The organism is Vibrio atypicus, from assembly GCF_009811315.1.
In the GTDB taxonomy this organism is placed as follows: Bacteria; Pseudomonadota; Gammaproteobacteria; order Enterobacterales; family Vibrionaceae; genus Vibrio; species Vibrio atypicus.
On record NZ_BLID01000015.1, the window covers coordinates 20481 to 41073 of the forward strand.

At 43.9% G+C, this 20593-nt stretch carries 25 protein-coding genes; 19 read left to right on the forward strand and 6 right to left on the reverse strand.

The window, feature by feature from the left end; genetic code table 11:
- Nucleotides 1-14: 14 nt before the first annotated feature.
- Together GVO60_RS21140 and GVO60_RS21145 are read right to left on the reverse strand one after the other, a co-directional pair.
- Complete coding sequence (locus GVO60_RS21140; RefSeq protein ID WP_159657604.1) at nt 15-842, reverse strand: Cof-type HAD-IIB family hydrolase; 828 nt, start codon at nt 840-842, stop codon at nt 15-17.
- Nucleotides 843-957: 115 nt separating this feature from the next.
- Nucleotides 958-1947 carry an alpha/beta fold hydrolase gene (locus GVO60_RS21145; RefSeq protein ID WP_159657606.1) on the reverse strand — a complete coding sequence of 330 codons (990 nt, stop codon included), beginning with the start codon at nt 1945-1947 and terminating at the stop codon, nt 958-960.
- An 82-nt stretch (nt 1948-2029) separates the two neighbouring features.
- On the opposite strand from GVO60_RS21145, the gene rhtB reads away from it, so the two are divergent.
- From rhtB to GVO60_RS21180, 7 genes are all read left to right on the forward strand, one after another.
- On the forward strand, nt 2030-2647 hold the full coding sequence (gene rhtB / locus GVO60_RS21150; protein WP_159657608.1) for a homoserine/homoserine lactone efflux protein: 618 nt from the start codon (nt 2030-2032) through the stop codon (nt 2645-2647).
- Nucleotides 2648-2683: 36 nt separating this feature from the next.
- Nucleotides 2684-3910 (forward strand): EAL and HDOD domain-containing protein, encoded by a 1227-nt coding sequence (locus tag GVO60_RS21155; RefSeq protein ID WP_159657675.1) that lies wholly within the window; start codon nt 2684-2686, stop codon nt 3908-3910.
- 122 nt (nt 3911-4032) lie between these two features.
- Nucleotides 4033-4374 carry a metalloregulator ArsR/SmtB family transcription factor gene (locus GVO60_RS21160; RefSeq protein WP_159657610.1) on the forward strand — a complete coding sequence of 114 codons (342 nt, stop codon included), beginning with the start codon at nt 4033-4035 and terminating at the stop codon, nt 4372-4374.
- 23 nt (nt 4375-4397) lie between these two features.
- Entirely contained in the window at nt 4398-5399 is a 1002-nt protein-coding gene (locus tag GVO60_RS21165) for an ArsJ-associated glyceraldehyde-3-phosphate dehydrogenase (protein ID WP_159657612.1), read from the forward strand.
- Nucleotides 5400-5411: 12 nt separating this feature from the next.
- Nucleotides 5412-5903 carry a cyclin-dependent kinase inhibitor 3 family protein gene (locus tag GVO60_RS21170; RefSeq protein ID WP_159657677.1) on the forward strand — a complete coding sequence of 164 codons (492 nt, stop codon included), beginning with the start codon at nt 5412-5414 and terminating at the stop codon, nt 5901-5903.
- A 98-nt stretch (nt 5904-6001) separates the two neighbouring features.
- The gene (gene arsJ, locus GVO60_RS21175) at nt 6002-7222 is read left to right on the forward strand and encodes an organoarsenical effux MFS transporter ArsJ (RefSeq protein WP_159657614.1); all 1221 of its coding nucleotides are present in this window, start codon (nt 6002-6004) and stop codon (nt 7220-7222) included.
- A 104-nt stretch (nt 7223-7326) separates the two neighbouring features.
- Nucleotides 7327-8340 carry an acyltransferase gene (locus tag GVO60_RS21180; RefSeq protein ID WP_159657616.1) on the forward strand — a complete coding sequence of 338 codons (1014 nt, stop codon included), beginning with the start codon at nt 7327-7329 and terminating at the stop codon, nt 8338-8340.
- Here the strand turns inward: GVO60_RS21180 and GVO60_RS21185 are convergent.
- On the reverse strand, nt 8337-8666 hold the full coding sequence (locus GVO60_RS21185; protein ID WP_159657618.1) for a DUF2500 domain-containing protein: 330 nt from the start codon (nt 8664-8666) through the stop codon (nt 8337-8339). The two genes, GVO60_RS21180 and GVO60_RS21185, sit on opposite strands and share 4 nt — an antisense overlap.
- A 347-nt stretch (nt 8667-9013) precedes the next feature.
- Between GVO60_RS21185 and GVO60_RS21190 the strand changes: the two genes are divergently transcribed.
- The 4 genes from GVO60_RS21190 (at nt 9014) to GVO60_RS21205 (ending at nt 11936) form a co-directional block, all read left to right on the forward strand.
- Entirely contained in the window at nt 9014-9379 is a 366-nt protein-coding gene (locus tag GVO60_RS21190; RefSeq protein WP_159657620.1) for a DUF4145 domain-containing protein, read from the forward strand.
- A gap of 948 nt (nt 9380-10327) precedes the next feature.
- On the forward strand, nt 10328-10951 hold the full coding sequence (locus GVO60_RS21195; protein WP_159657622.1) for a lysoplasmalogenase: 624 nt from the start codon (nt 10328-10330) through the stop codon (nt 10949-10951).
- Between the two features lie 63 nt (nt 10952-11014).
- Nucleotides 11015-11251, forward strand: coding sequence for a YecH family metal-binding protein (locus GVO60_RS21200; protein WP_159657624.1), 237 nt, complete (start codon nt 11015-11017; stop codon nt 11249-11251).
- Between the two features lie 100 nt (nt 11252-11351).
- The gene (locus GVO60_RS21205) at nt 11352-11936 is read left to right on the forward strand and encodes a YhgN family NAAT transporter (protein ID WP_159657626.1); all 585 of its coding nucleotides are present in this window, start codon (nt 11352-11354) and stop codon (nt 11934-11936) included.
- 55 nt (nt 11937-11991) lie between these two features.
- Here the strand turns inward: GVO60_RS21205 and GVO60_RS21210 are convergent, their stop codons facing one another.
- The gene (locus GVO60_RS21210) at nt 11992-12258 is read right to left on the reverse strand and encodes a DUF1145 domain-containing protein (protein ID WP_159657628.1); all 267 of its coding nucleotides are present in this window, start codon (nt 12256-12258) and stop codon (nt 11992-11994) included.
- Between the two features lie 11 nt (nt 12259-12269).
- Nucleotides 12270-12869, reverse strand: a complete 600-nt coding sequence (rsmD, locus tag GVO60_RS21215; protein ID WP_159657630.1) for a 16S rRNA (guanine(966)-N(2))-methyltransferase RsmD — start codon at nt 12867-12869, stop codon at nt 12270-12272.
- A 212-nt stretch (nt 12870-13081) separates the two neighbouring features.
- On the opposite strand from rsmD, the gene ftsY reads away from it, so the two are divergent.
- From ftsY to glpG, 6 genes are all read left to right on the forward strand, one after another.
- Nucleotides 13082-14284 (forward strand): signal recognition particle-docking protein FtsY, encoded by a 1203-nt coding sequence (gene ftsY, locus GVO60_RS21220; protein ID WP_159657632.1) that lies wholly within the window; start codon nt 13082-13084, stop codon nt 14282-14284.
- Nucleotides 14285-14310: 26 nt separating this feature from the next.
- Complete coding sequence (ftsE, locus tag GVO60_RS21225; protein WP_159657634.1) at nt 14311-14985, forward strand: cell division ATP-binding protein FtsE; 675 nt, start codon at nt 14311-14313, stop codon at nt 14983-14985.
- Nucleotides 14975-15943 (forward strand): permease-like cell division protein FtsX, encoded by a 969-nt coding sequence (gene ftsX / locus GVO60_RS21230; RefSeq protein WP_159657636.1) that lies wholly within the window; start codon nt 14975-14977, stop codon nt 15941-15943. The genes ftsE and ftsX overlap by 11 nt, the downstream gene beginning before the upstream one ends.
- 164 nt (nt 15944-16107) lie before the next feature.
- Complete coding sequence (rpoH, locus tag GVO60_RS21235) at nt 16108-16965, forward strand: RNA polymerase sigma factor RpoH (RefSeq protein WP_159657638.1); 858 nt, start codon at nt 16108-16110, stop codon at nt 16963-16965.
- Between the two features lie 416 nt (nt 16966-17381).
- Nucleotides 17382-17708, forward strand: a complete 327-nt coding sequence (gene glpE / locus GVO60_RS21240; protein WP_159657640.1) for a thiosulfate sulfurtransferase GlpE — start codon at nt 17382-17384, stop codon at nt 17706-17708.
- A gap of 9 nt (nt 17709-17717) precedes the next feature.
- Nucleotides 17718-18551 carry a rhomboid family intramembrane serine protease GlpG gene (gene glpG / locus GVO60_RS21245; RefSeq protein WP_159657642.1) on the forward strand — a complete coding sequence of 278 codons (834 nt, stop codon included), beginning with the start codon at nt 17718-17720 and terminating at the stop codon, nt 18549-18551.
- Between the two features lie 34 nt (nt 18552-18585).
- Here the strand turns inward: glpG and GVO60_RS21250 are convergent, their stop codons facing one another.
- Nucleotides 18586-18993, reverse strand: coding sequence for a flagellar basal body-associated protein FliL (locus tag GVO60_RS21250; RefSeq protein ID WP_159657644.1), 408 nt, complete (start codon nt 18991-18993; stop codon nt 18586-18588).
- Nucleotides 18994-19158: 165 nt separating this feature from the next.
- On the opposite strand from GVO60_RS21250, the gene GVO60_RS21255 reads away from it, so the two are divergent.
- Together GVO60_RS21255 and ubiA are read left to right on the forward strand one after the other, a co-directional pair.
- Nucleotides 19159-19707: a chorismate lyase gene (locus tag GVO60_RS21255; RefSeq protein WP_159657646.1), complete on the forward strand. Its 549-nt coding sequence runs from the start codon at nt 19159-19161 to the stop codon at nt 19705-19707.
- Nucleotides 19697-20551: a 4-hydroxybenzoate octaprenyltransferase gene (gene ubiA / locus GVO60_RS21260; RefSeq protein WP_159657648.1), complete on the forward strand. Its 855-nt coding sequence runs from the start codon at nt 19697-19699 to the stop codon at nt 20549-20551. The genes GVO60_RS21255 and ubiA overlap by 11 nt, the downstream gene beginning before the upstream one ends.
- Nucleotides 20552-20593 lie beyond the last annotated feature (42 nt).

Genomic DNA, 20593 nt, shown 5'->3' on the forward strand with positions numbered 1-20593 from the left:
CCTTATTAAACATATTAGATGAGGTGCTCTTTTAAGTAACGCGCAACGGCATCATCGGCATTGCTGCCAATCACTTCATTGTTAGGTAATGCATCCATCACTTTATGGTGTGAAGTCGCCATCACTAAACCTTTACCTGCCATTGAAAGCATTTCCACATCATTCATTCCATCACCAAAGGCAATACAGTTATCTAGTGTTAGACCACGAGATTCCGCAACCGCTTTCAATGCTTCCCCTTTTGACACGTTGTCGGCCATGACTTCAAGACACCATGGGGTAGAGAAGGCGATATTCAATTGATCGCCAAAAGCTTCACGCAGTTTGTTCTCAAAGATCACTAAGTGGTCATGATCTTGCTCTGGATGAGTAAAGAATATTTTTGCGATCCCATCGTTCGGCGCGTGTTCTGCTGTAAAGCGTTTGTATGCGAAACCTGACTCGCTATGGAACTTGGCTAGCATTTCATCTTCTCTATCCAATAACCAATCATCATTTTGGTACATGTGGATAAAAATCTCAGGATCTTGTCTGATCACATCGATCACTGGCTGAACCAGTTCTTCAGGTACATTTTTGCTGTACATCAGTTGATCGTTCTGGTCATGCACGCGAGCACCGTTAGAGGTGATCATATACGCTGGAATACCTGCAATCTCACGAATTCCGGCTACGTCTACGTGGTGACGACCCGTTGCAAAGATAAAGGTGTAGCCTTTTTGGTGTAGCTCTTTGAGAGTCTGTTTAGAAAAGTCACTGAGCTGGTGGTTTGGGGCAAGCAAAGTGCCGTCTAAATCAGAAGCTACAATATGGAAAGGAGTTTCTTTGCGTATTTCGGTCATATCACCCTCGTAAAAAGCGTTACTCGACCCAGAACGGGTTGAAAAGCTATTTTACTCGAACATAAAGGGGAAAAAGAGGGTAAATATCACCCAATGATTTTTCCCATTTTTATCATCAATACTGGTTGAGGAAGGATAACGTCGTATGGAGAGCGTCATTGCGAAACTCATCTTGCTCAAACAGCACTTCATGGCGAGAACCGTAGATGATCTTCAATGCACATTGCTGATTGGTTTTCGCTAGTTTCTTAATAAATCGAATTTGATCATCGTTGGAGACAATTTTATCTTCACTCGCTTGTATCAGCAGCAGTGGGATTTTGATTTGGCGTGTCATTAGTAGGCACTGTTTGGAGGCCATTAAGCCTTGCCACACCCAGCGAGTGCTCGCACCACCAATTTTGATTTCTGGTTTTTCTTCGTAAAGGCGTCTAAACCAGTGATAGCGGACATCACTTTGACTTAGGTAGTTGCCTTCAAACGGCTTTGGGAAATAGGGGGCTTGCCCTGGGGCAAATGTCGGCTTTGGATAAACGGCAGTGAGGACTTGGCCGAGTAAATGCGCAATTGGCTTTAGATGCCAGGGCAGGTTAACACCAAACATAGGTGCGCTTAGAGCCATAGCTTTAAACGGATGCTCGGGATGAGTCTGTATATAGCGAGTGGCAATGTTGCCGCCCATAGAGTGACCGAGTAAGTGGCAACGACTATAACGGCCTAAATCAAACTGTTGGACTAAGATGTCTAAGTCTTTCACATAGTCGTCAAACTCGCCTACGTAGCCCATCTGTTTATCTTCAATAAGGCGATCAGAATAACCTTGGCCTCTATGGTCATAGGAATAGATGTCGTAGCCTTGCTGGAAAAGATCGTAGAAGAGTTCTTGGTATTTCCATGTACATTCAATACGGCCGTTGACAATAACGATGGCTTTGTTGTGCTCAGGCTTAGTTAGCTTTACCCAGAATAATTTGGTTTTATCAAAGGATTTTATAAATCCTTCTTCGCGTGTTTGCCAGAGAGTAGCAATTCGACCATTGATTGCTTGCTCAAAATTCGACTCTTGAGTATAAGAAACAGTGATACCGGAGTTCGACGTATTCATGGTGTATTTGGCCTGAAGGAATTCTGAAATAACAAAGCTAGATTATGTGTGGCTAACCGCGTTTAGTCGAGAGGAAAACAGTATGGATATGCATGTTTGGTTGGCCTATGTGGTCACAGCGATTGTGTTTAGTTTGGCTCCAGGGTCAGGCACCGTGAATTCGATCAGTACCGGATTGAGTTATGGAACGCGCAAATCGTTAGGCGCAATTGCTGGCCTACAGATTGGGCTTAGCATCCATATTATGCTGGTGGGTGCTGGCATTGGCGCACTAGTGGCGCAATCTGCTTTGGCATTTAGCGTGATTAAGTGGGTCGGTGTGGTCTATTTGGTTTGGCTTGGTATTCAGAAGTGGCGTGACAGAAGTAGTTTAACAGCGACGTCAGCGATGGATGAATTATCAGGTTTTACCTTGATGAAGAACGCTGTATTGATTAATCTTACCAACCCTAAATCTATCGTGTTTTTAGTCGCGCTGTTTCCACAGTTTATTGATCCGACGAAAGATCAATTTATTCAATTACTTGTCCTTGGTACAACGACAGTATTCATTGATGCCGTGGTAATGCTAGGATACACCTCCCTCGCGTCTCAAATGGGACGTTTTATTCGCTCTGAGCGAGTGATGAGTAAGATTAATAAACTTTTCGGTTCAATGTTTGTAGGTTGTGGCGCGTTATTAGCGACAGCAAAAGCGTAACATTAAGCCTAAACAAGGACAAAAATGCAGCCGTTGATGCGCGATACCTATGTAGCTCGCCAACCCATTCTAAACGCTAAGCGACAAACCCTCGGGTATGAGTTGCTGTTTCGTGACGGCGAAAATAACGCGTACCCGAGCCATATTGATTCTAATCGCGCGACTTACCGGCTAATTGTTGAGAACTTCTTATCTTTGGGTACTAACCCAGCATTGGAGAAATCGCGCTGCTTTATTAATTTTCCTCAAGAGAGTCTACTGAGAGAGCTGCCTTTGGCTTTGCCGAAAGACAAGGTTGTGATTGAAGTTCTTGAAACTTGTACTCCGAATGATGAGCTGTATGCGGCGATCAAGAAGTTAAGTGCGGCAGGTTATCTCATTGCGTTAGATGACTTTGTTTATAGTCCGGAATGGGAACGGTTTCTACCTTTTGTGCAGATTGTAAAGCTCGACATCATGGCGATGGGCTTAGATGACGCCTGTACTTTCGTAAAAGAGCGTTTATCAAGAGGGGTTCGGCGTAAATTCTTGGCAGAGCGAGTTGAAACCGAAGAAGAGTTTCTTACGGCACGTTCTGCTGGCTTTACTTTCTTCCAAGGTTACTTTTTTGGTAAACCGGAAATTAGCCGCAAGGGCTACCTTAGCCCAGAGCAATTGATCGCGATGGAGCTGTTTCGAGAGGTGTGTCAGCCCGATGTCGACTTCGCAAAAGTGGAGAAAATCGTTGCTAAAGACGTCTCTCTCTCTTATCAATTGCTGCGCTTTGTTAATACCATGTCGGATCGCCTAGAGGTGAGCATCTCTTCTTTTAGGCAGGCGTTGATTTACTTAGGTCAAGACAAGTTAAAAATTTTTGTATCTTTAGCCGTTGCCTCTTTTATCTCGACCACAAAACCGAAAGAGCTGTATAACCTTTCGTTGCAGCGGGCGCAATTTTGTCAGCTAATGGCAAGAGACAATCCGTTTAACCAGTATAGTGATCAAGCTTTCTTGATCGGTCTGTTTTCAATGCTTGATGCGCTGCTCGACGTCTCATTAAATGAGTTAGTTGAACAACTGCCGTTATGCGCATCTATTAAATTAGCGCTACTCGAACGACAAGGGCCCTATGGGCAGCTGCTGCAACTTGAAGAGTGCTATGAACGTGCCGATTGGTATGGCGTTAATAATGCTTGCCAGCAACTCAATATCTCTGTTGATGATGTGATGCCGCGAATCACCGAAGCTCAGCGCTGGAGTCAAGATCTCAATCGCGTTGTTTAACCTCTGCGCTTATTCTACTGCTTCCCCAATATGAATCTTTTGTGACGTCTTTAATTTGGTGTTGATCTGTGCCATAAAATAATCAAATATATATGCATATCCATATATGAGTATGTATTCAAATGTTACCCCATCAGTTTTTTAAATTACTTTCCGACGAGACCCGAGTCCGTAGCGTGATGCTTATTGTCCGCGAGCAGTGCTTGTGCGTGGGGGAATTGACGGTAGCACTACAAGAGAGCCAACCCAAAGTCTCCCGTCATCTTGCACAGTTGCGTTCAAGTGGTCTCTTGGTCGATGTGCGCCAAGGTCAATGGGTGTTCTATCGCTTGGCATCTGATTTACCAGGGTGGATGAGAAAGCTGATTGATGATCTCGTTGCGTCAAATTGTTTAAAAACAGAGTACCAACAAGATTTAGAAAGACTTCACGCCATGCAGGCTCGCCCTGTGTGTTGCCAATAATTTGAAATGGAAGAGATAAAGTTATGACAATTAAAGTCGGTATCAATGGTTTTGGCCGTATTGGACGTTTGGCGCTGCGCGCAGCATTTGATTGGCCTGAGCTAGAGTTTGTTCAAATCAATGATGTTGCGGGCGATGCTGCGACTCTGGCTCACTTATTAGAATTCGATTCGGTACAAGGTCGCTGGCACCATGAAGTGACGACTGAAGGTTCAGAGGTGATCATCAATGGTCAGATCATCAAAACAACCCAAGAGCGTGATATTGAAGCGATCGATTGGTCAGGCTGTGATGTGGTGATTGAAGCAACAGGTGTGCATCGCAAAACTGCTTTCCTAAATAAATACCTTGAACAAGGTGTTAAGCGAGTTGTGGTTTCTGCACCGGTTAAAGAGGATGGTGTGGCAAACATCGTGGTAGGTGTGAACGATCACATCTTTGACCCAGCCGTTCATAAGATTGTGACGGCCGCTTCATGTACAACTAACTGCATTGCGCCAGTGGTAAAAGTGATCAATGAAAAGTTGGGCATTGAGAATGCTTCATTCACGACTATCCATGATTTGACTAACACGCAAACGATTCTTGATGCACCGCATAAAGATCTTCGCCGTGCTCGTGCTTGTGGTATGAGTTTAATTCCGACCACTACGGGTAGTGCAAAAGCGATTGTGGAAATCTTCCCTGAGCTTGAAAACCGCATTAATGGCCACGCAGTTCGTGTGCCCCTTGCTAATGCATCGCTTACTGACATCATCTTTGAAGTGAAGCGCGACACGACAGCAGAAGAAGTGAATGCATTACTGAAAGAAGCATCTCAAGGTGAGTTGAAAGGCATCCTTGGTTTTGAAGAACGCCCTCTTGTGTCGATTGATTACAAAGGCGATCAACGTTCAACTATCGTCGATGCCCTTTCTACTATGTTGGTGGGCAAACGTATGGTGAAAATCTACGCTTGGTACGACAATGAAATGGGCTACGCAACACGTACCGCAGAGTTAGTTCGAAACGTTGGTTTGGTATAAGGAGTAATGATGATGACACATCCAACATGGCAACTTGATGTCGATAATGGTGCATTAGTTCTGACGCCTTGTCCGGGCACCAAAGGTGTTGATCTTGATTCCTCTCTTAAGCAGTTGAAAGAACAAGGTGTGCAAGCAATTGTGACGGCTCTTGATGACGCTGAACTTGCAAGCAAAGACGTTGCGGAACTTGGCGTTAAAGCCGAGCAGCTAGGCATGCAGTGGTTCCAAATTGAAATCGAAGATGATTGTGCGCCAGGTGAGACTTTTGCTGAGAAGTGGCAGGCAGCGAGCCCTGCCTTGCATCAGATTGTTGATAACGGCGGTAAAGTCGCAATGCACTGTATGGGTGGCTCAGGTCGTACTGGTTTATTTTCTGCTCACCTTTTGCTTGAAAAAGGCTGGCCATTGGCAGAGATCGTGGCGCAAGTTCAAGCGCTTCGTCCTGGTGCGTTTACCAAGCAGGTTCAAGTTGATTATATCAATGGTGTGGCAAACCAATAACTGCGTTGTTTAGCGTTTAGAGCTTTTGGATCATCATGATCCAAAAGCTCTCTAGTCTCTTAATTCTCTATGTTATACCGCTTGATGGGTAAGATGTTATGTTCTCAAGTCTGAGTAAGAGTGTTCGCCAATACATGCTGGTGACCTTCAATTACTGGAATTTCACTATTACTGATGGCGCACTGCGTATGTTGGTGGTGCTCTATTTTTATGACTTAGGTTATAGCTCTCTAGAAATTGCCTCACTATTTCTTTTTTACGAATTTTTTGGTGTGGTGACAAACCTGATCGGTGGCTGGCTAGGTGCTAGATTGGGGTTAAACAAAACCATGAACCTAGGCCTCGGTATGCAAATTGCCGCGCTGAGCATGTTGGCGGTACCAAGTTCGATGTTGACGATTCCTTGGGTGATGGCAGCGCAAGCACTTTCTGGTATTGCTAAAGATCTGAATAAAATGAGTGCGAAAAGCTCGATCAAAACCTTGGTGCCAGATGAACAGCAAGGCGCTTTGTATAAGTGGATTGCGATTCTGACCGGGTCGAAGAATGCCCTAAAAGGGGCCGGCTTTTTCGTCGGTGGTTTGTTACTAGCTACCATCGGTTTTCAGTATGCGGTGCTTACGATGGCTGGGGTATTAACCTTGGTATTCATTGGCAGTGTATTGAGCCTTGAAGCGGGTATGGGGAAAGCGAAAAATAAGCCCAAGTTTAATCAGATTTTTTCTAAATCTGAGTCGATAAACATTTTGTCTGCGGCACGTATGTTCCTATTTGGGGCGCGTGATGTGTGGTTTGTGATTGCACTGCCTATCTACTTAGGAAGTGTCTTTGGTTGGAATCACTCTTGGGTGGGTGGTTTCTTAGCGGCTTGGACCATTGCATACGGGTTTGTGCAAGGTATTGCTCCAAAGATTACAGGGAAAGCGCAAGGTAAAGTGCCAGATGGTCGTGCCGCAATGCTATGGGCTGGTGGACTGGCTATAGTAACGGCTTTGATTGCTTATGCAGTACAAATCGGTTGGCAGCCGGAGCTTGTGATCGTAGGTGGGTTGATGGTCTTTGGCGCTATCTTCGCGGTGAACTCTTCACTCCATTCGTATCTAATTGTTAGTTATGCCAAAGGCGATGGTGTCTCACTTGATGTGGGCTTCTACTACATGGCCAATGCAATGGGGCGCTTAATTGGAACCATATTATCTGGTTGGGTATTTCAAATGGCTGGTTTGAGTGCGTGCCTTTGGGTCTCATTTGCCTTTTTGGCGACTACGACATTGATATCAATCAAGCTGCCAAAAATTGAACAGAGCGTGGCAGCATAGATTCTCAACGCTTTCATGACTAAAAGCTGACCAAGGTTGTACTTCGGTCAGCTTTTTTATTGCTATATTCAGCAGGTTGAAGTTAAAGAGCAAAGGTTAGCTGAATGAAAGAACGGGTTCTATTTTTTGATTTGCTTCGCTGTGTTGCCGCTGTGGCTGTCATTGCGATTCATGTTTTAGCCCCGTATCGTCAAGAGTTGGGAGTGATTCCTTTCAATGAATGGCTGACTGCTGTCGCAACCAACAGTGTGACTCGCTGGGCAGTCCCTGTGTTTATTCTGATTTCAGGTGCTTTGATGCTCAGTGATAAGCGTCCTTTTGATATGGAATATTATGTGAAAAGGAGGCTAGGTAAAGTCCTCATCCCATTTTTAGTTTGGTCTCTGTTCTATGCTTACTTGTCTGGTTGGAGTGCGAGTGGCTTTGATGGCAGCGTGGCGCAAGAGGTACTACTCAATAGCCCAGAACACGCGACATACTACCACCTTGGCTTCTTTTACTATTTCATTCCGCTCTACTTTGTTATTCCTCTGTTTCAGTGGCTGGTAAAGCGCTATGACGACAGCGTCATTTATGCGTTTCTTATGCTCTGGCTAGTGACGACGACTCTTTACTTGGCACGTATCGATGGAATATGGAGCCATGAGTTATGGCTGTATAGCGGTTATTTACCTTTAGGTTATCTGCTGTGGAAAAAAGTCCCACTCAACAAAGCGAGCGTCACGGTGTTTGCGATTTTAGGTAGTTTGGCATTGCTAACAACTGTCTATATGGTGGTGAGTGGCAGTGTGGCAGCAGAGAAATACACGGTGGGTCGTTGGCTATCATATAAAACGCTGAATGTGGTCATGGCGGCTAGTATGATCTTTATCTTGTGTCGTTATTACGGTGAAAGCTTGTCTCAGCGCGCGAACAAGGTGATCGGTTTTATCAGTCAGCACAGTTTGGGGATTTACCTATTACATCCGATTTTTTTATGGCCGATGAAAGAATATGGCTGGCACCAGGGACACCCTGCGTGGGTGATCCCAGTCTGGATTGTGATTAGTGGTTCTGGCGCTCTACTGGTGAGTTGGTTGGTTTCTCGTTCAACGAAAACAGCGTGGTTATTGCCCTAACGCTTTAGTGCAAAGTGAAGGAATTTGTCGCCTTGATAGGTGAGAGTTCCTTTATCTCCAGGTGTTAATGCTTGGTAGTAGTGGATGCCGACTTGGAATTCGCGTTTTGGACCTAAGCGACCCTTTTGAACGTAAATCCAGTACTCCTGATCATCTTGGCCGTGTGCCGCATCTTCTATTTCAATGGCTTGTTTGTCTAATACTATAATCTCAGCAGTTTGCTCAGGCGCATCTTGGCCTTGAATATGGCGATTATAAAAACGGATGAATGCCCACGCACTCACTACTATAAACACTAAAATCGCAACAATCAGTGTGATTGGCATGATGAGATCTCCCTTCTATTAGTGGCTATTCTAGCTTTTATTTGCCATGTAGAGGCGGGGAAGAGTAGTTGAGTGATAACTCAGAGAGTGTGAAGATTAATTTCTTAGAGGCATATCACATGGGGAATTAAAATTTGTCAGTATGCTGATATAGCTAGTTGTTGATTCCTTTACATTAATTTACTGGGAATCGATTTGAGCATACTCCCAAATCGGAGATAATAGCCGCTAGATCCATTCTGTATATGATGAAACTTAAAGCAGAGTGGAAGTATGATGGATTCAGACTAACCAAATTGGAAGAGTCATTGGTTAGGCCCTAAACTTACTAGCGATGGAGGGAAGCCATGTCTGACATAGAAAGAGTTGTGGTCCGAACGCGTAAGCTTGAAAAGCTACTTCGAACCCAATATCACGCAGAGGGTAAGGGACTGCATCAGTTAATTACTAGCTGTGAAGAGCGCTTACCCCACGATGTGATAGGTAAATTGCGCTACATCGCCACGATAAGAAATAAGATCGTCCATGAGGAAGATTATAAGTTAGAAAATCGTGGAGACTTTCTGGCGACTTGCGATGAATGTGAAAAAGAGCTGACGCCACGTAGTAGTCGCTTTGTTTGGCGAGCGGCGATCACTTTGATGACACTGATAACATTAGCGGCACTGTTTTTCTATTATGCGCATTGGGATGTGTTGTCGAAGCATCTATAGCGAAGCGCTGAAAACGGATGTTTTTAAGAAATGTTTAATAATTAGAAATGTGTCTACAAGTTAGACGTATTTTGTTGGGAAAATCTGCGAAAAATAAAAAAGGGACGCGTGAGCGTCCCTTTTTTATTTCTGTAATTTGGCTAGTACATCATCGGCAGTGTCATTAGGCCAACAACAACTGCGATCATTACAAGTCCTTGTTTTTGTGAAGAAGTTATCATAACGCTGCTCCTTTAAAGTGATGATTAACTCTATGTCTATTAGAATAGCAGTGTTTTTGTGTGTTGATCAAGTATTTATTTGGCTAAGCTTTATAATTGATACTTTTATGACGTGAAAATAACTTAAATTGGCCATTTTATGGTGAGGTTTAGTTGTATTTTTGCAGTGATTATAGTTTGCTCGTTACATGTTTTTTGATTGTAACTTATTGATTTTTATTGTTTATTATATTGATGTTGAGTTGGTTGAAAAATAACTTGTTCTTTTTTGGTGGCTTCGTGCTGTTTGTCTTTGTCATGGTTGCGTTTTTGGCTGGTTATTTTTCTATTTCTTACTAGGTGAGAATTAATTGCATTTAAAATGACATATATCGTCACAACTTGGTGGTAACCATTTGTATAGCGATTGCTGTTAATTCTCCGTCTCTCTTTTTTGTTGTTTAAGTTGTTGATTTTAATTGCTTATTTTTATGTATGTATTGGTGGTTGTTCGGTTTGTATTGGTTTTTATAGGTTTGGCTTCTTTGTTGTGTAAAGCGAAGGATTTGATGGGTTTTATCCGGTTTGACTTGTCATCAATCGGTCTTCTGTTCGGATTAAGTTTTCTATCCTGTGTTGGTTACGCGAGCTGTTAGAAGCATAATCAAGATCCAAGTTTTGCTTTTCGGTTCTGGACATATAGAAAGCCCTGCCTACACTGGCGACTCAGTTTAAAAGAGGTGATCTCATGTGGAGCTGGCTTTCGGTCGCACTATCAGGTTTTATTAGTATTTCTGCCAATGAAAGCAACCAAAAAACACAAGCCGCATTGTTTAAAACAATGTCGATGTTGATGCTTGTTGTGATGCTTTGGAGCCAAGACTCTTTGGTTGGTATCGCGGCTTGGTGGGTTAGCTTAGGGCTGGTGATTGCTGTTCTTGCCGATAACCTCTATATCTTCAAGAAGCAGAAAAAACTCTGTTTTGCTGCTTATATCGGATCGCAGTTGTGTCTGAGCACCTCATTTTGGCTTCAATTGTCAGGTGAGATAGTGTGGTGGTTACCCGCGATGCTGCTCGCTATTGGAATTGTGGTGTTCTTTTTGATGCTGCCAAAGATAGATCGCCTTATCTTCCCTGTTGTCATTATGGGGATGATGTTGCTACAGCTAAACTGGGCGGCGGGAGAAGTCTGGTTACTGTCTGGTTCACTGGCTGGTGGTATGGGCTTTTTAGGGACTTTGACGCTAACCTTATCCGCTGGATTGCTTGCTGTGCATGATTATCGTCACCCAATCGCTTATGGCCGCTATCTGATTTCTGGTAGCTACCTATTGGCTCATTGTTTAATTACTGCCGCTTTAATTATCTAACATCAAGGCATATCGCAGTGTTAAAGATTATCCTGCAGCGATTCAAATGAAGTGGAAAATTCGATGACAACTGAAATTCATGCCCATAAAGTTCTAAACTTGTTGAAAGAAAAGCCAATGACAGAAGCAGAGCTTCGTCAGGCGGTGAGTGAAGAGTTTGGTGACCAAGCCACGTTTCGTACCTGCAAGCTGAATGGCTTTAACTTGGAATCGCTATTAGAGTTTTTTATTCAGCGTGAGAAAATTGTTCAGCTTGATGGCAAATGGGCTGTCAACCTAGAGCGAGTCTGTAGCCACTAAAACTTCTGCTGTTTAGCCTCCAAATTGTATAGCGAGATTGCTATACTTCGCCGTCTTTTCATCCGTCCTGCTACGATTGAACTGCTTTGGAGGCTAATTCATGGACATTCTTTCTGCCGCTACCATGCTATTCCTGATCATGGATCCGCTTGGCAATCTTCCTATTGTGCTCTCCATCTTAAAGCACTTAGATCCTAAACGTCGCCGTAAGGTTTTGATTCGTGAGTTGCTGTTTGCACTCGCCATTTTAATGCTGTTCCTTTTTGCAGGTAAAAGCATTCTCAACTTCTTACATGTTCAGCCTGAAACCCTCAGTATTTCTGGCGGTATCATTCTGTTTATTATTGCGATTAAGATGATTTTCCCAAGTGGCGGTAGTATTGTTGGTCTTGCTGCAGGTGAAGAGCCTTTCTTTGTCCCGATGGCGATTCCAATGATTGCTGGCCCATCCGTGATTGCGGCACTGCTATTGTTGTCGAGCCAGCACCCAGATAAGTTGTTTGAGCTTTCGGCTGCGGTTTTGCTTGCTTGGGGCGTCACATTCTTTATCTTGATGTTTTATAGCTTCTTCCATCGTATTTTGGGCGAGCGTGGCCTCAAAGCAATTGAACGTTTAATGGGTTTATTGCTGATCATGATTTCAACTCAGATGTTCTTAGATGGGCTTAAGAGCTATTTAGGTTAAGAAGAGAAACAATCGAATAAAAAAATGCCGCTAAAGTTAGCGGCATTTTTGTAAATTAAGACATGTATTTGCGTCTGATATCAAGCAAAGAGAAGATTCCAAAAATGAGGATGGACCATTTCTCCCAGTTGCTCATTTTAATTTTGTCTCCAAAGGCGCCGAGGAAAATCAGCATCTGTAAGCCGTGCATCATGAGTAGGAAGGCAGCCATAATATAAAGAGCGATTGCCGCTTTACCTGGAAATGGCATAAAAATATTGAGGATTAAGATAAACCAAACAAATCCAATGGCCGCTTTAGCCAATAACAATAATGCTTTCATTGATATTTCCTTTAATCTTGTTGACGCTCATATAGACGATAGCTGACTTGGCCCGCCGTTTTTTCGCGATGAAGATGCCAATGAGCTGGAATCCCTTCAAGGTTGAGCTCTTTTTCCGTCTCGATATAAACCATTGCATCACTTGCCAACCAATTGTTCTCTTCGAGTAAAGTGATGGTTTCGGCTAATAGTCCTTTGCGAAACGGTGGATCGATGAACACCACGTGGTGGGGTGTGCCAGGCTGTTTTAGGTAGCTTAGCGCATCTGTATTGATCGCTTTAAGGTTATCTGCTTTTAGCGACGCGATATTTGTTTCCAATTGTTTAAACGCAGCGGGATTCAGCTCGATGAGCGTTACCAACTCCGCTTGGCGTGATGCTGCTTCGAACCCTAGTCCACCAGAGCCGGCGAACAGATCTAAGCATTTAGCTCGTGGCACATCTTGCGCGATCCAGTTAAATAGAGTTTCTTTCACGCGATCAGTGGTAGGGCGCAATCCTTCCGCGTCATGAACAGGTAGCTTTCTTCCTCTCCATAACCCGCTAATAATACGAACAAAGCCAGTTGATGGCTTTTTTTGTGATGTGTTTGGCTGGCGACGTCTTACCATAGATTTTTTGACCGCTAATAAAGTGATACTATACCCAGTCGCTCAGCAATTAAGCCCTGAGTACAGCCCAAATTTCGTTGATGACAGAGTGTATACCATAGCTAATGGCCTGGAAACTTTTCACTCTGCTGTCATTTTTCTTTTCTGGATCGGGATAATCGCTGCAGAAGAGAGTTACAAAGTAAATATAAGAGAATCTAGGATAGCCCCAGATGACGGAAAAAAAGAAGCGCGGATTACTTTCTTGGCTTGGTTTTGGTGAAGAAGAGCAAGCAAAACAGCCAGTAGAAGAAAAAGAACAACAACAGACAGAAGACGTTGTCGAAGAGCAACCGGTTGAAGAAGTCGCGCCAGAGGATAAAGCTCAGCTTGCAGAAGCAGAAGCAGAAGCAGAAGCAGAAGCAGAAGCAGAAGCAGTAGAGGAAGTAGAACCTCAAGTTGAAGAGGCGCCACAACCAGAAGAACCACGAGTCGCTGAGCAAGAAAAACCAACGGAAAGCTTTTTTGCTCGCTTAAAGCGCAGCTTAGCACGAACTAAAGCAAATATTGGTGCTGGTTTCTTTGGTCTATTTAAAGGCAAACAGATTGACGACGAGCTATTTGAAGAGCTAGAAGAACAACTACTGATTGCCGATGTTGGTATGAATACTACCACTAAGATTATCGACAATCTGACAGAAAAAGCATCACGTCAGGAACTAAAAGATGGCGAAGCGCTATATGGCCTGCTTAAAGAAGAAATGGCAGAGATCCTTTCGACTGTAGAGCAACCGCTTGTGGTTGATAAAACTAAAACGCCTTACGTTATTTTAATGGTGGGTGTGAATGGCGTGGGTAAAACCACCACCATTGGTAAGTTAGCTAAGCAATTCCAAGCTGAAGGTAAATCCGTCATGCTTGCAGCAGGGGATACTTTCCGTGCTGCTGCTGTTGAACAGCTGCAAGTTTGGGGCGAACGTAACAATGTACCAGTTGTCGCGCAGCATACAGGTGCAGATAGCGCATCCGTTATCTATGACGCGATCGAATCTGCAAAAGCAAAAGGTGTGGACGTTGTTATTGCTGATACTGCCGGCCGTCTACAGAATAAATCAAACCTTATGGAAGAGTTACGTAAGATTGTACGCGTAATGAAGAAGGTTGATGACTCGGCACCGCATGAAGTGATGCTGACTCTGGATGCGGGCACAGGTCAAAATGCGATTAGCCAAGCGAAACTGTTCAGTGATGTCGCGCCATTAACCGGTATTACTCTAACTAAGCTAGATGGTACCGCTAAAGGTGGTGTTATCTTTGCTTTAGCTGATCAGTTCCAAATTCCAATCCGTTACATCGGGGTTGGTGAAGGGATTGATGATTTACGTCCATTTGAAACTCAAGAGTTTATTGACGCACTGTTTAGCCGCGAAGATTGATCGTAGCTCAGTAAGAGGAATGACGGGTGATAAAGTTTCAGCAAGTAAGTAAGGCGTATCGTGGTGGTCGTCAAGCGCTGCAAAAAGTTGATTTCCATCTTAGACGTGGAGAGATGGCATTTTTAGGGGGCCATTCTGGCGCAGGTAAAAGTACCTTACTTAAATTGATTTGCGCGATTGAGCGTCCGACTGATGGCAAGATCTGCTTTAATGATCATGACATCACCCGTATTCCGAATAAAGACATCCCTTTTCTTCGACGCAATATCGGTATTGTCTTCCAAGATCATCGACTACTGATGGATCGCCCTGTTTATGACAATGTCGCTTTACCCATGCGTATAGAGTCGATTTCAGAAAATGAAATCAAACGTCGTGTTAATGCAGCATTGGATAAAACAGGTTTATTGGACAAAGCGAAGTGTTTACCTAGCCAACTCTCGGGTGGTGAACAACAACGAGTGGGTATTGCTCGTGCCGTTGTTAACCGACCAACCTTACTGCTTGCTGACGAACCAACAGGCAACTTAGACCCAGAATTGTCCAGTCGAGTATTAAAACTGTTCGAAGAGTTTAATCGTGCAGGCGTAACGATTCTTTTAGCGACGCACGATGTGGGGTTAGTAAATACTCGCCCTCAATATCGTCACTTGGAACTGAATCAAGGTTTTCTAAGCGAGGTTGAAGACTATGGCCGCTAATGTGCGCAACCGCAAAGCCGTAAAAGGACGCAGCGTTAACCGAGTCAAACGTGACAACTTCCTTACTGTTCATTTTAAGCAAGCAAAAGCATCTCTGATTGAGTTTGCAGAAAGACCTTTAGGCAACCTGCTAACACTAGCGGTGATTTCAATGGCGCTCGCGATGCCATCTGCTCTCTATTTATTAGGTAAAAACCTGTCTGTTGCTTCATCGCATGTTGCGAGCCCAGCTCATATTAGTGGTTACATCGCCGAACGCACGCCAGAAGCCCGAATCATGGTGCTCAAAGACAATCTTGAGAGTATGAGTGAGGTCGAGGCGGTTGAGTATATCTCTCCGCAGCAAGGCTTGAATGACCTGAGCCAATATTCTGGTTTTGACCAAGCGATTTCACTGTTGGACGGCTATGCGCTGCCAGGTGTGTTAGTGATTACACCTAAAATCGAAGACCAAGCGGCGATCAAAGCCTTGGCTGAGCAAATCGGCCGTGAAGAAGTGATTACAGATGTTCGTATGGACGAAGATTGGCTGACTCGCTTAGATGCAATTAAGAACTTAGTCGGTGGGATAGTGATTAGCCTGTCGGTCTTAATGCTTGGTTCCGTGTTTCTAATCGTTGGTAACACGCTACGCTTTAATGTCCTAGCGAATAAAGATGAGATTCAAACCATGAAGCTTATCGGGGCAACAAACGGCTTTATTTTGCGCCCTTATCTCTATTCGGGGATGTGGTTTGGCCTACTCGGAGCTTTGATGGCGTGGGTTGTTACGGCAGTCATCACAATTCTACTCAACAACAGTGTTGAACAACTGGCGCTGCTATATGATAGTCGCTTCAGACTGATCGGTTTGAGCTGGGATGAAAGCTTATTGCTATTGATGCTAGGCACTTTCCTTGGATGCTTAGCCGCAAAAGTTTCTGCACAAAGACATTTAAAAGAAATTGAACCAGTTTAGTTTCCCCTTGTCATACTCATGAAAGTACACGGTAGCGTGTACTTTTACTTGTTTATACATTTTGTTTATGCATAATTACTTTCCCTTGCTTGAAACCTGTTCATTTTAGGTTCAAGATTGTTGGGTTAAAAATAACTCCAGATCAGAGATTGATGAGGATTTGAATGGCAAACCAAGCGTACCCAATGGCTGTAGTTACACAAGATAGCTTAGACAGTTATATCCGCAAAGTGAACAGCTACCCAATGCTGACCGCTGACGAGGAACGTGAACTCGCTGAAAGACTGCATTACGACGGTGATATCGATGCGGCAAAAGGTCTTATCCTTTCGCATCTGCGCTTTGTTGTGCATGTGGCTCGTGGTTATTCTGGTTATGGTCTGCCAATGGCGGATCTGGTTCAAGAAGGTAATATCGGCTTGATGAAAGCGGCAAAACGCTTTAATCCAGAAGTGGGTGTTCGTCTTGTGTCCTTTGCTGTTCACTGGATCAAAGCAGAGATCCATGAATACGTTTTACGTAATTGGCGTATCGTAAAAATTGCGACAACCAAAGCCCAGCGTAAATTGTTCTTCAATCTACGTAAGTCTAAAAAGCGTTTAGGTTGGTTTAACAACGGCGAAGTTGAAACAGTAGCGAGAGAACTAGGTGTTGAGCCTTCAGAAGTTCGCGAGATGGAATCTCGTCTTGCGGCTCAAGATTCTACCTTTGAAATGCCAACTGACGATGACGATGCAGGAACTTCATACACTGCCCCAGTGCTTTATTTAGAAGATAAAGCGTCTGATGTGGCTGATAATGTTGAAGCTTCAAACTGGGAAGCGCATACCAATAATCGCTTAAGTTTAGCTCTGTCGAGTTTAGATGAGCGCAGCCAGCACATTGTTCGTTCTCGTTGGCTAGACGACAATAAGTCAACGTTGCAAGAACTGGCAGAGACCTACAGCGTGTCAGCTGAGCGTATTCGACAGCTTGAAAAAAATGCGATGAAAAAATTGAAGGTAGCAGTAGGCGACTTCTAAACCTTCGGATCCTAAAGCAGAATATCGAAAGCCGAGATCAAATGATCTCGGCTTTTTTGTTTCCGATCGAAAATTTACCGATAACGTTCTTTTTTGGGATCGTACTGTGAGTATCTACCTGTGGGTAACTCTGTGGTAAATTTCTTGGCTAGGTGTCAGAAAGCAGGGTGAATAAAGGCATTCAAGCGCTTTCTCCTATGGGGATACTTTTACTTTTACACACAAAAAAGTAAGGATCATCACTACATATAGTAGATCCAAATTATCAAAAACACTTTATCAACGTAATCCACAATATTATCCACAGATGGTGAATAAACGATCACTGGTGGATAACCTTATTAACCTCGTGTACTTGTTGAGCACTGGATAGGTTACAATGCCAGCAAATAAAAAAAGCAGTAGAGAGAAAGTTAATGGACCAGTTTCAGCATATTGATGTGACGAGCGCTCAAGCTCTATTAGAGCAAGGTGAAGCAAGGCTTGTGGATATTCGTGACCCGCAGTCTTTTGCTGTTGCCCATTCACAATCGGCTTATCATTTAACCAATGACAGCATGGTGCAGTTCATGAATGAGGTGGAGTTTGAACAACCTATCTTAGTGATGTGCTACCACGGTATCAGCAGTCAAGGTGCCGCCCAATATTTGGTTAACCAAGGCTTCGAGCAGGTGTATAGTGTGGATGGTGGCTTCGAAGCTTGGCAACGAGCAGAGCTACCGATTGACACTGGTACTCTATAGGAAAAGCGAATGGTAAGACTGATCACCCTAACCAACCCTAGAATGGCGCAAGCTTTTATCGACTATATGGCATCACGTAATATCGATATTCAGATGATGCCGGAGGGAAGTGGTCAGTTTGCCTTATGGTTAAGCCAAGACGAACACCAAGTAGAAGCGGAAGCTGAGCTTCAACATTTCCTCAGCGATCCATCAGCGACCAAATATCAAGCCGCGTCATGGACGATGGCGGAGAGTCGAACTAATCACTTTAGCTATCATTCACCAAGCATGCTTTCGATGATCAAAGCTAAAGCTGGCCCTTTCACTCTTGTGATCATGCTGACGTGTATCGTCATTTTCACAATGCAGCAGCTCGGAGCCGGAAACGCCGTATTTTCTGGGCTGCACTTTCCAGCCTTTGCAGGTCAAGAGTGGCAGTTATGGCGTTGGGTGAGTCACGCGGTTTTACATTTTTCTATTATGCACATTGCTTTCAACTTATTGTGGTGGTGGCAACTTGGTGGTGATATTGAGCAGCGTTTGGGCTCTGGTAAGTTACTGCAATTGTTTGTGGTTTCTGCAGCGCTGTCTGGCGCAGGCCAATACTGGGTTGAGGGCGCAAACTTTGGTGGCTTGTCGGGTGTGGTGTATGCGTTAGTGGGCTATCTGTGGATGCTTGGTTACAAAGCGCCGCAGTTGGGGTTAAGCATGCCTAAGCCTGTGATTGGTTTTATGCTGGTGTGGCTAGTATTGGGGTTTGTTCAGCCGTTTATGGCGATAGCGAATACCGCTCATTTAGCTGGTCTCGTTTCTGGGGTGGTTATCGGCTTGATCGATGCCAGCAGACTGCAGAAGAATTAAAAAAAAGCGGCGATGGCCGCTTTTTTATTACCGGTTACTGATAGAGGTACTTGGTAAACAGCAGGTCGGCAATAATCGTTTTGCCCGTTTCAGGAAGCAAAATCGAGTTAAGTTGCTCAACAAGCGTTTTTCTTAAATCTTCTCTACCTGACAGTGAAGTAATAGTATCTTCCGATTGCTGGCCTAGCAGCTCAATCACAGCATCTCGAATCAAAGGTTGGTGAAGTTCAATCGTCGCTAAGTCTGCTTGGTTAGCGACCATGATGTCGATTCTAACTTGGATATAGCTAAGCTTATTTCCTTTCGTATAGAAATTGGTGGTGAGATCAGGCTCAAGTGTAAAGTAAGCCAATTGCGGTGCGCCTTCTTCTTCTGCAAGAGCGGGTAAGCTGACAAGCAAAGTCCAAACGACAAATATTTGGGCTAGGTAACGTTTAATCATATTTATAACTTTTCTTTCTTCTAATCACGATACTCGAATCGCCTGAGTCTTGTTACAATAGAGCATCTATTTGTAATAAAAATGCGTTAAGTACTCGATGCGGTGGTTAACACTTCAGATCGAAGCTTTATTGTACGACGATAAGGCTACTTATTGAATACTAGTATGAATCAATTGATTGCGCTTTATTTATCTGCACTGCGCCAAGTGAGCTGGCAAGATCCAGCAAACTTTAGTTTTCCAAATCAAAACTCTGAAAAATGGGTCATGGAACAAGGCTCACTGTCTCGATTACTCGGCTCTTATTGCCAAGGTCTTACTGTAGACCTACTACATAATAAAATGGTTAAAGCAGGGAACTTGAATCAACAAGAAATTGAACTGTTGGCGCAAGAACCTTGCCTGTTACGTAAAGTCGTCTTAAAAGGCGATGGTGAAGCTTGGGTATTGGGCCGTACGTTGATTCCACTTTCTTCTATGGAAGATCAGCAGTATGACTTATCTCAACAGGGCGACATTCCTCTTGGACTGACGGTGTTTAGTGCTGAAAACGTTAAGCGAGATGCTCTGCAAGTGGGTTGGGCTGATACACCTGAAGGGAAGATGTTAGCGCGCCGCTCAAGATTATGGATGAACCACAAACCGATGTTGGTGGCAGAACTCTTTTTGCCAACTGCGCCAATGTATACTAAGGAGAGCGGGAATGACTGCTGACAAAGCACACGCTTATTGGCAATTAATGCGTATGGATAAGCCGATTGGTACTCTGCTGCTGCTTTGGCCAACACTCTGGGCGTTAATCATCGCTGCTGAGGGCATTCCGGACCCTAAAATACTGGTGGTGTTTATTCTTGGTGTGGTCTTCATGAGAGCTGCGGGTTGTGTGATCAATGACTTTGCCGATCGTAAAGTCGATGGTCATGTGAAGCGTACCTGTCAAAGACCATTGCCTTCAGGCCGAGTGTCTTCAAAAGAGGCCATTACGCTGTTTTTGATTTTGGGTATCGCTTCTTTCTTACTTGTTCTTACCATGAATCCGCTGACCATTAAACTTTCGTTTATGGGTATTGTGCTGGCATTTATCTACCCATTCATGAAGCGTTTCACTCATTTACCACAACTGTTTTTGGGGTTGGCTTTCAGCTGGGCTATTCCAATGGCTTGGGCGGCACAAGCCAATGAACTACCTATGATGGTGTGGTTTGTTTTCGTGGTTAATGCGCTTTGGACTATTGCTTACGATACCCAATATGCCATGGTTGATAGAGACGATGATTTAAAGATTGGCATTAAGTCGACGGCAATTCTCTTTGGTCGATTCGATAAAATGGTGATTGGTGTCCTGCAATTGATTACTTTGGCTATGCTGATCTATCTGGGTGTTTGGTATCAATTAGGCGCGAGCTTTTACTGGAGTCTATTAATTGCCGGAGCGTTATTCGTTTTCCAACAACACCTTATCCGTCATCGTGAACGTGATCTCTGCTTTCGTGCGTTTTTGAATAATAATTATGTCGGTATGATCATCACAGTAGGTTTGTTTATAGCTTTTATCTAGCGGACGATAGCAATTAAAAAGGGCATCCATTTGGATGCCCTT

Coding starts and splice junctions, on each gene's coding strand:
- glpG (WP_159657642.1), top strand. CDS start 17,718: ATGGTAAGACTGATCACCCTAACCAACCCTAGAATGGCGCAAGCTTTT.
- rpoH (WP_159657638.1), top strand. CDS start 16,108: ATGGCAAACCAAGCGTACCCAATGGCTGTAGTTACACAAGATAGCTTA.
- GVO60_RS21140 (WP_159657604.1), bottom strand. CDS start 842: ATGACCGAAATACGCAAAGAAACTCCTTTCCATATTGTAGCTTCTGAT.
- rhtB (WP_159657608.1), top strand. CDS start 2,030: ATGGATATGCATGTTTGGTTGGCCTATGTGGTCACAGCGATTGTGTTT.
- arsJ (WP_159657614.1), top strand. CDS start 6,002: ATGTTCTCAAGTCTGAGTAAGAGTGTTCGCCAATACATGCTGGTGACC.
- GVO60_RS21185 (WP_159657618.1), bottom strand. CDS start 8,666: ATGCCAATCACACTGATTGTTGCGATTTTAGTGTTTATAGTAGTGAGT.
- GVO60_RS21210 (WP_159657628.1), bottom strand. CDS start 12,258: ATGAAAGCATTATTGTTATTGGCTAAAGCGGCCATTGGATTTGTTTGG.
- GVO60_RS21170 (WP_159657677.1), top strand. CDS start 5,412: ATGACACATCCAACATGGCAACTTGATGTCGATAATGGTGCATTAGTT.
- ubiA (WP_159657648.1), top strand. CDS start 19,697: ATGACTGCTGACAAAGCACACGCTTATTGGCAATTAATGCGTATGGAT.
- GVO60_RS21155 (WP_159657675.1), top strand. CDS start 2,684: ATGCGCGATACCTATGTAGCTCGCCAACCCATTCTAAACGCTAAGCGA.
- GVO60_RS21190 (WP_159657620.1), top strand. CDS start 9,014: ATGTCTGACATAGAAAGAGTTGTGGTCCGAACGCGTAAGCTTGAAAAG.
- glpE (WP_159657640.1), top strand. CDS start 17,382: ATGGACCAGTTTCAGCATATTGATGTGACGAGCGCTCAAGCTCTATTA.
- ftsY (WP_159657632.1), top strand. CDS start 13,082: ATGACGGAAAAAAAGAAGCGCGGATTACTTTCTTGGCTTGGTTTTGGT.
- GVO60_RS21205 (WP_159657626.1), top strand. CDS start 11,352: ATGGACATTCTTTCTGCCGCTACCATGCTATTCCTGATCATGGATCCG.
- GVO60_RS21145 (WP_159657606.1), bottom strand. CDS start 1,947: ATGAATACGTCGAACTCCGGTATCACTGTTTCTTATACTCAAGAGTCG.
- GVO60_RS21180 (WP_159657616.1), top strand. CDS start 7,327: ATGAAAGAACGGGTTCTATTTTTTGATTTGCTTCGCTGTGTTGCCGCT.
- GVO60_RS21250 (WP_159657644.1), bottom strand. CDS start 18,993: ATGATTAAACGTTACCTAGCCCAAATATTTGTCGTTTGGACTTTGCTT.
- GVO60_RS21160 (WP_159657610.1), top strand. CDS start 4,033: ATGTTACCCCATCAGTTTTTTAAATTACTTTCCGACGAGACCCGAGTC.
- GVO60_RS21165 (WP_159657612.1), top strand. CDS start 4,398: ATGACAATTAAAGTCGGTATCAATGGTTTTGGCCGTATTGGACGTTTG.
- rsmD (WP_159657630.1), bottom strand. CDS start 12,869: ATGGTAAGACGTCGCCAGCCAAACACATCACAAAAAAAGCCATCAACT.
- GVO60_RS21200 (WP_159657624.1), top strand. CDS start 11,015: ATGACAACTGAAATTCATGCCCATAAAGTTCTAAACTTGTTGAAAGAA.
- ftsX (WP_159657636.1), top strand. CDS start 14,975: ATGGCCGCTAATGTGCGCAACCGCAAAGCCGTAAAAGGACGCAGCGTT.
- GVO60_RS21255 (WP_159657646.1), top strand. CDS start 19,159: ATGAATCAATTGATTGCGCTTTATTTATCTGCACTGCGCCAAGTGAGC.
- GVO60_RS21195 (WP_159657622.1), top strand. CDS start 10,328: ATGTGGAGCTGGCTTTCGGTCGCACTATCAGGTTTTATTAGTATTTCT.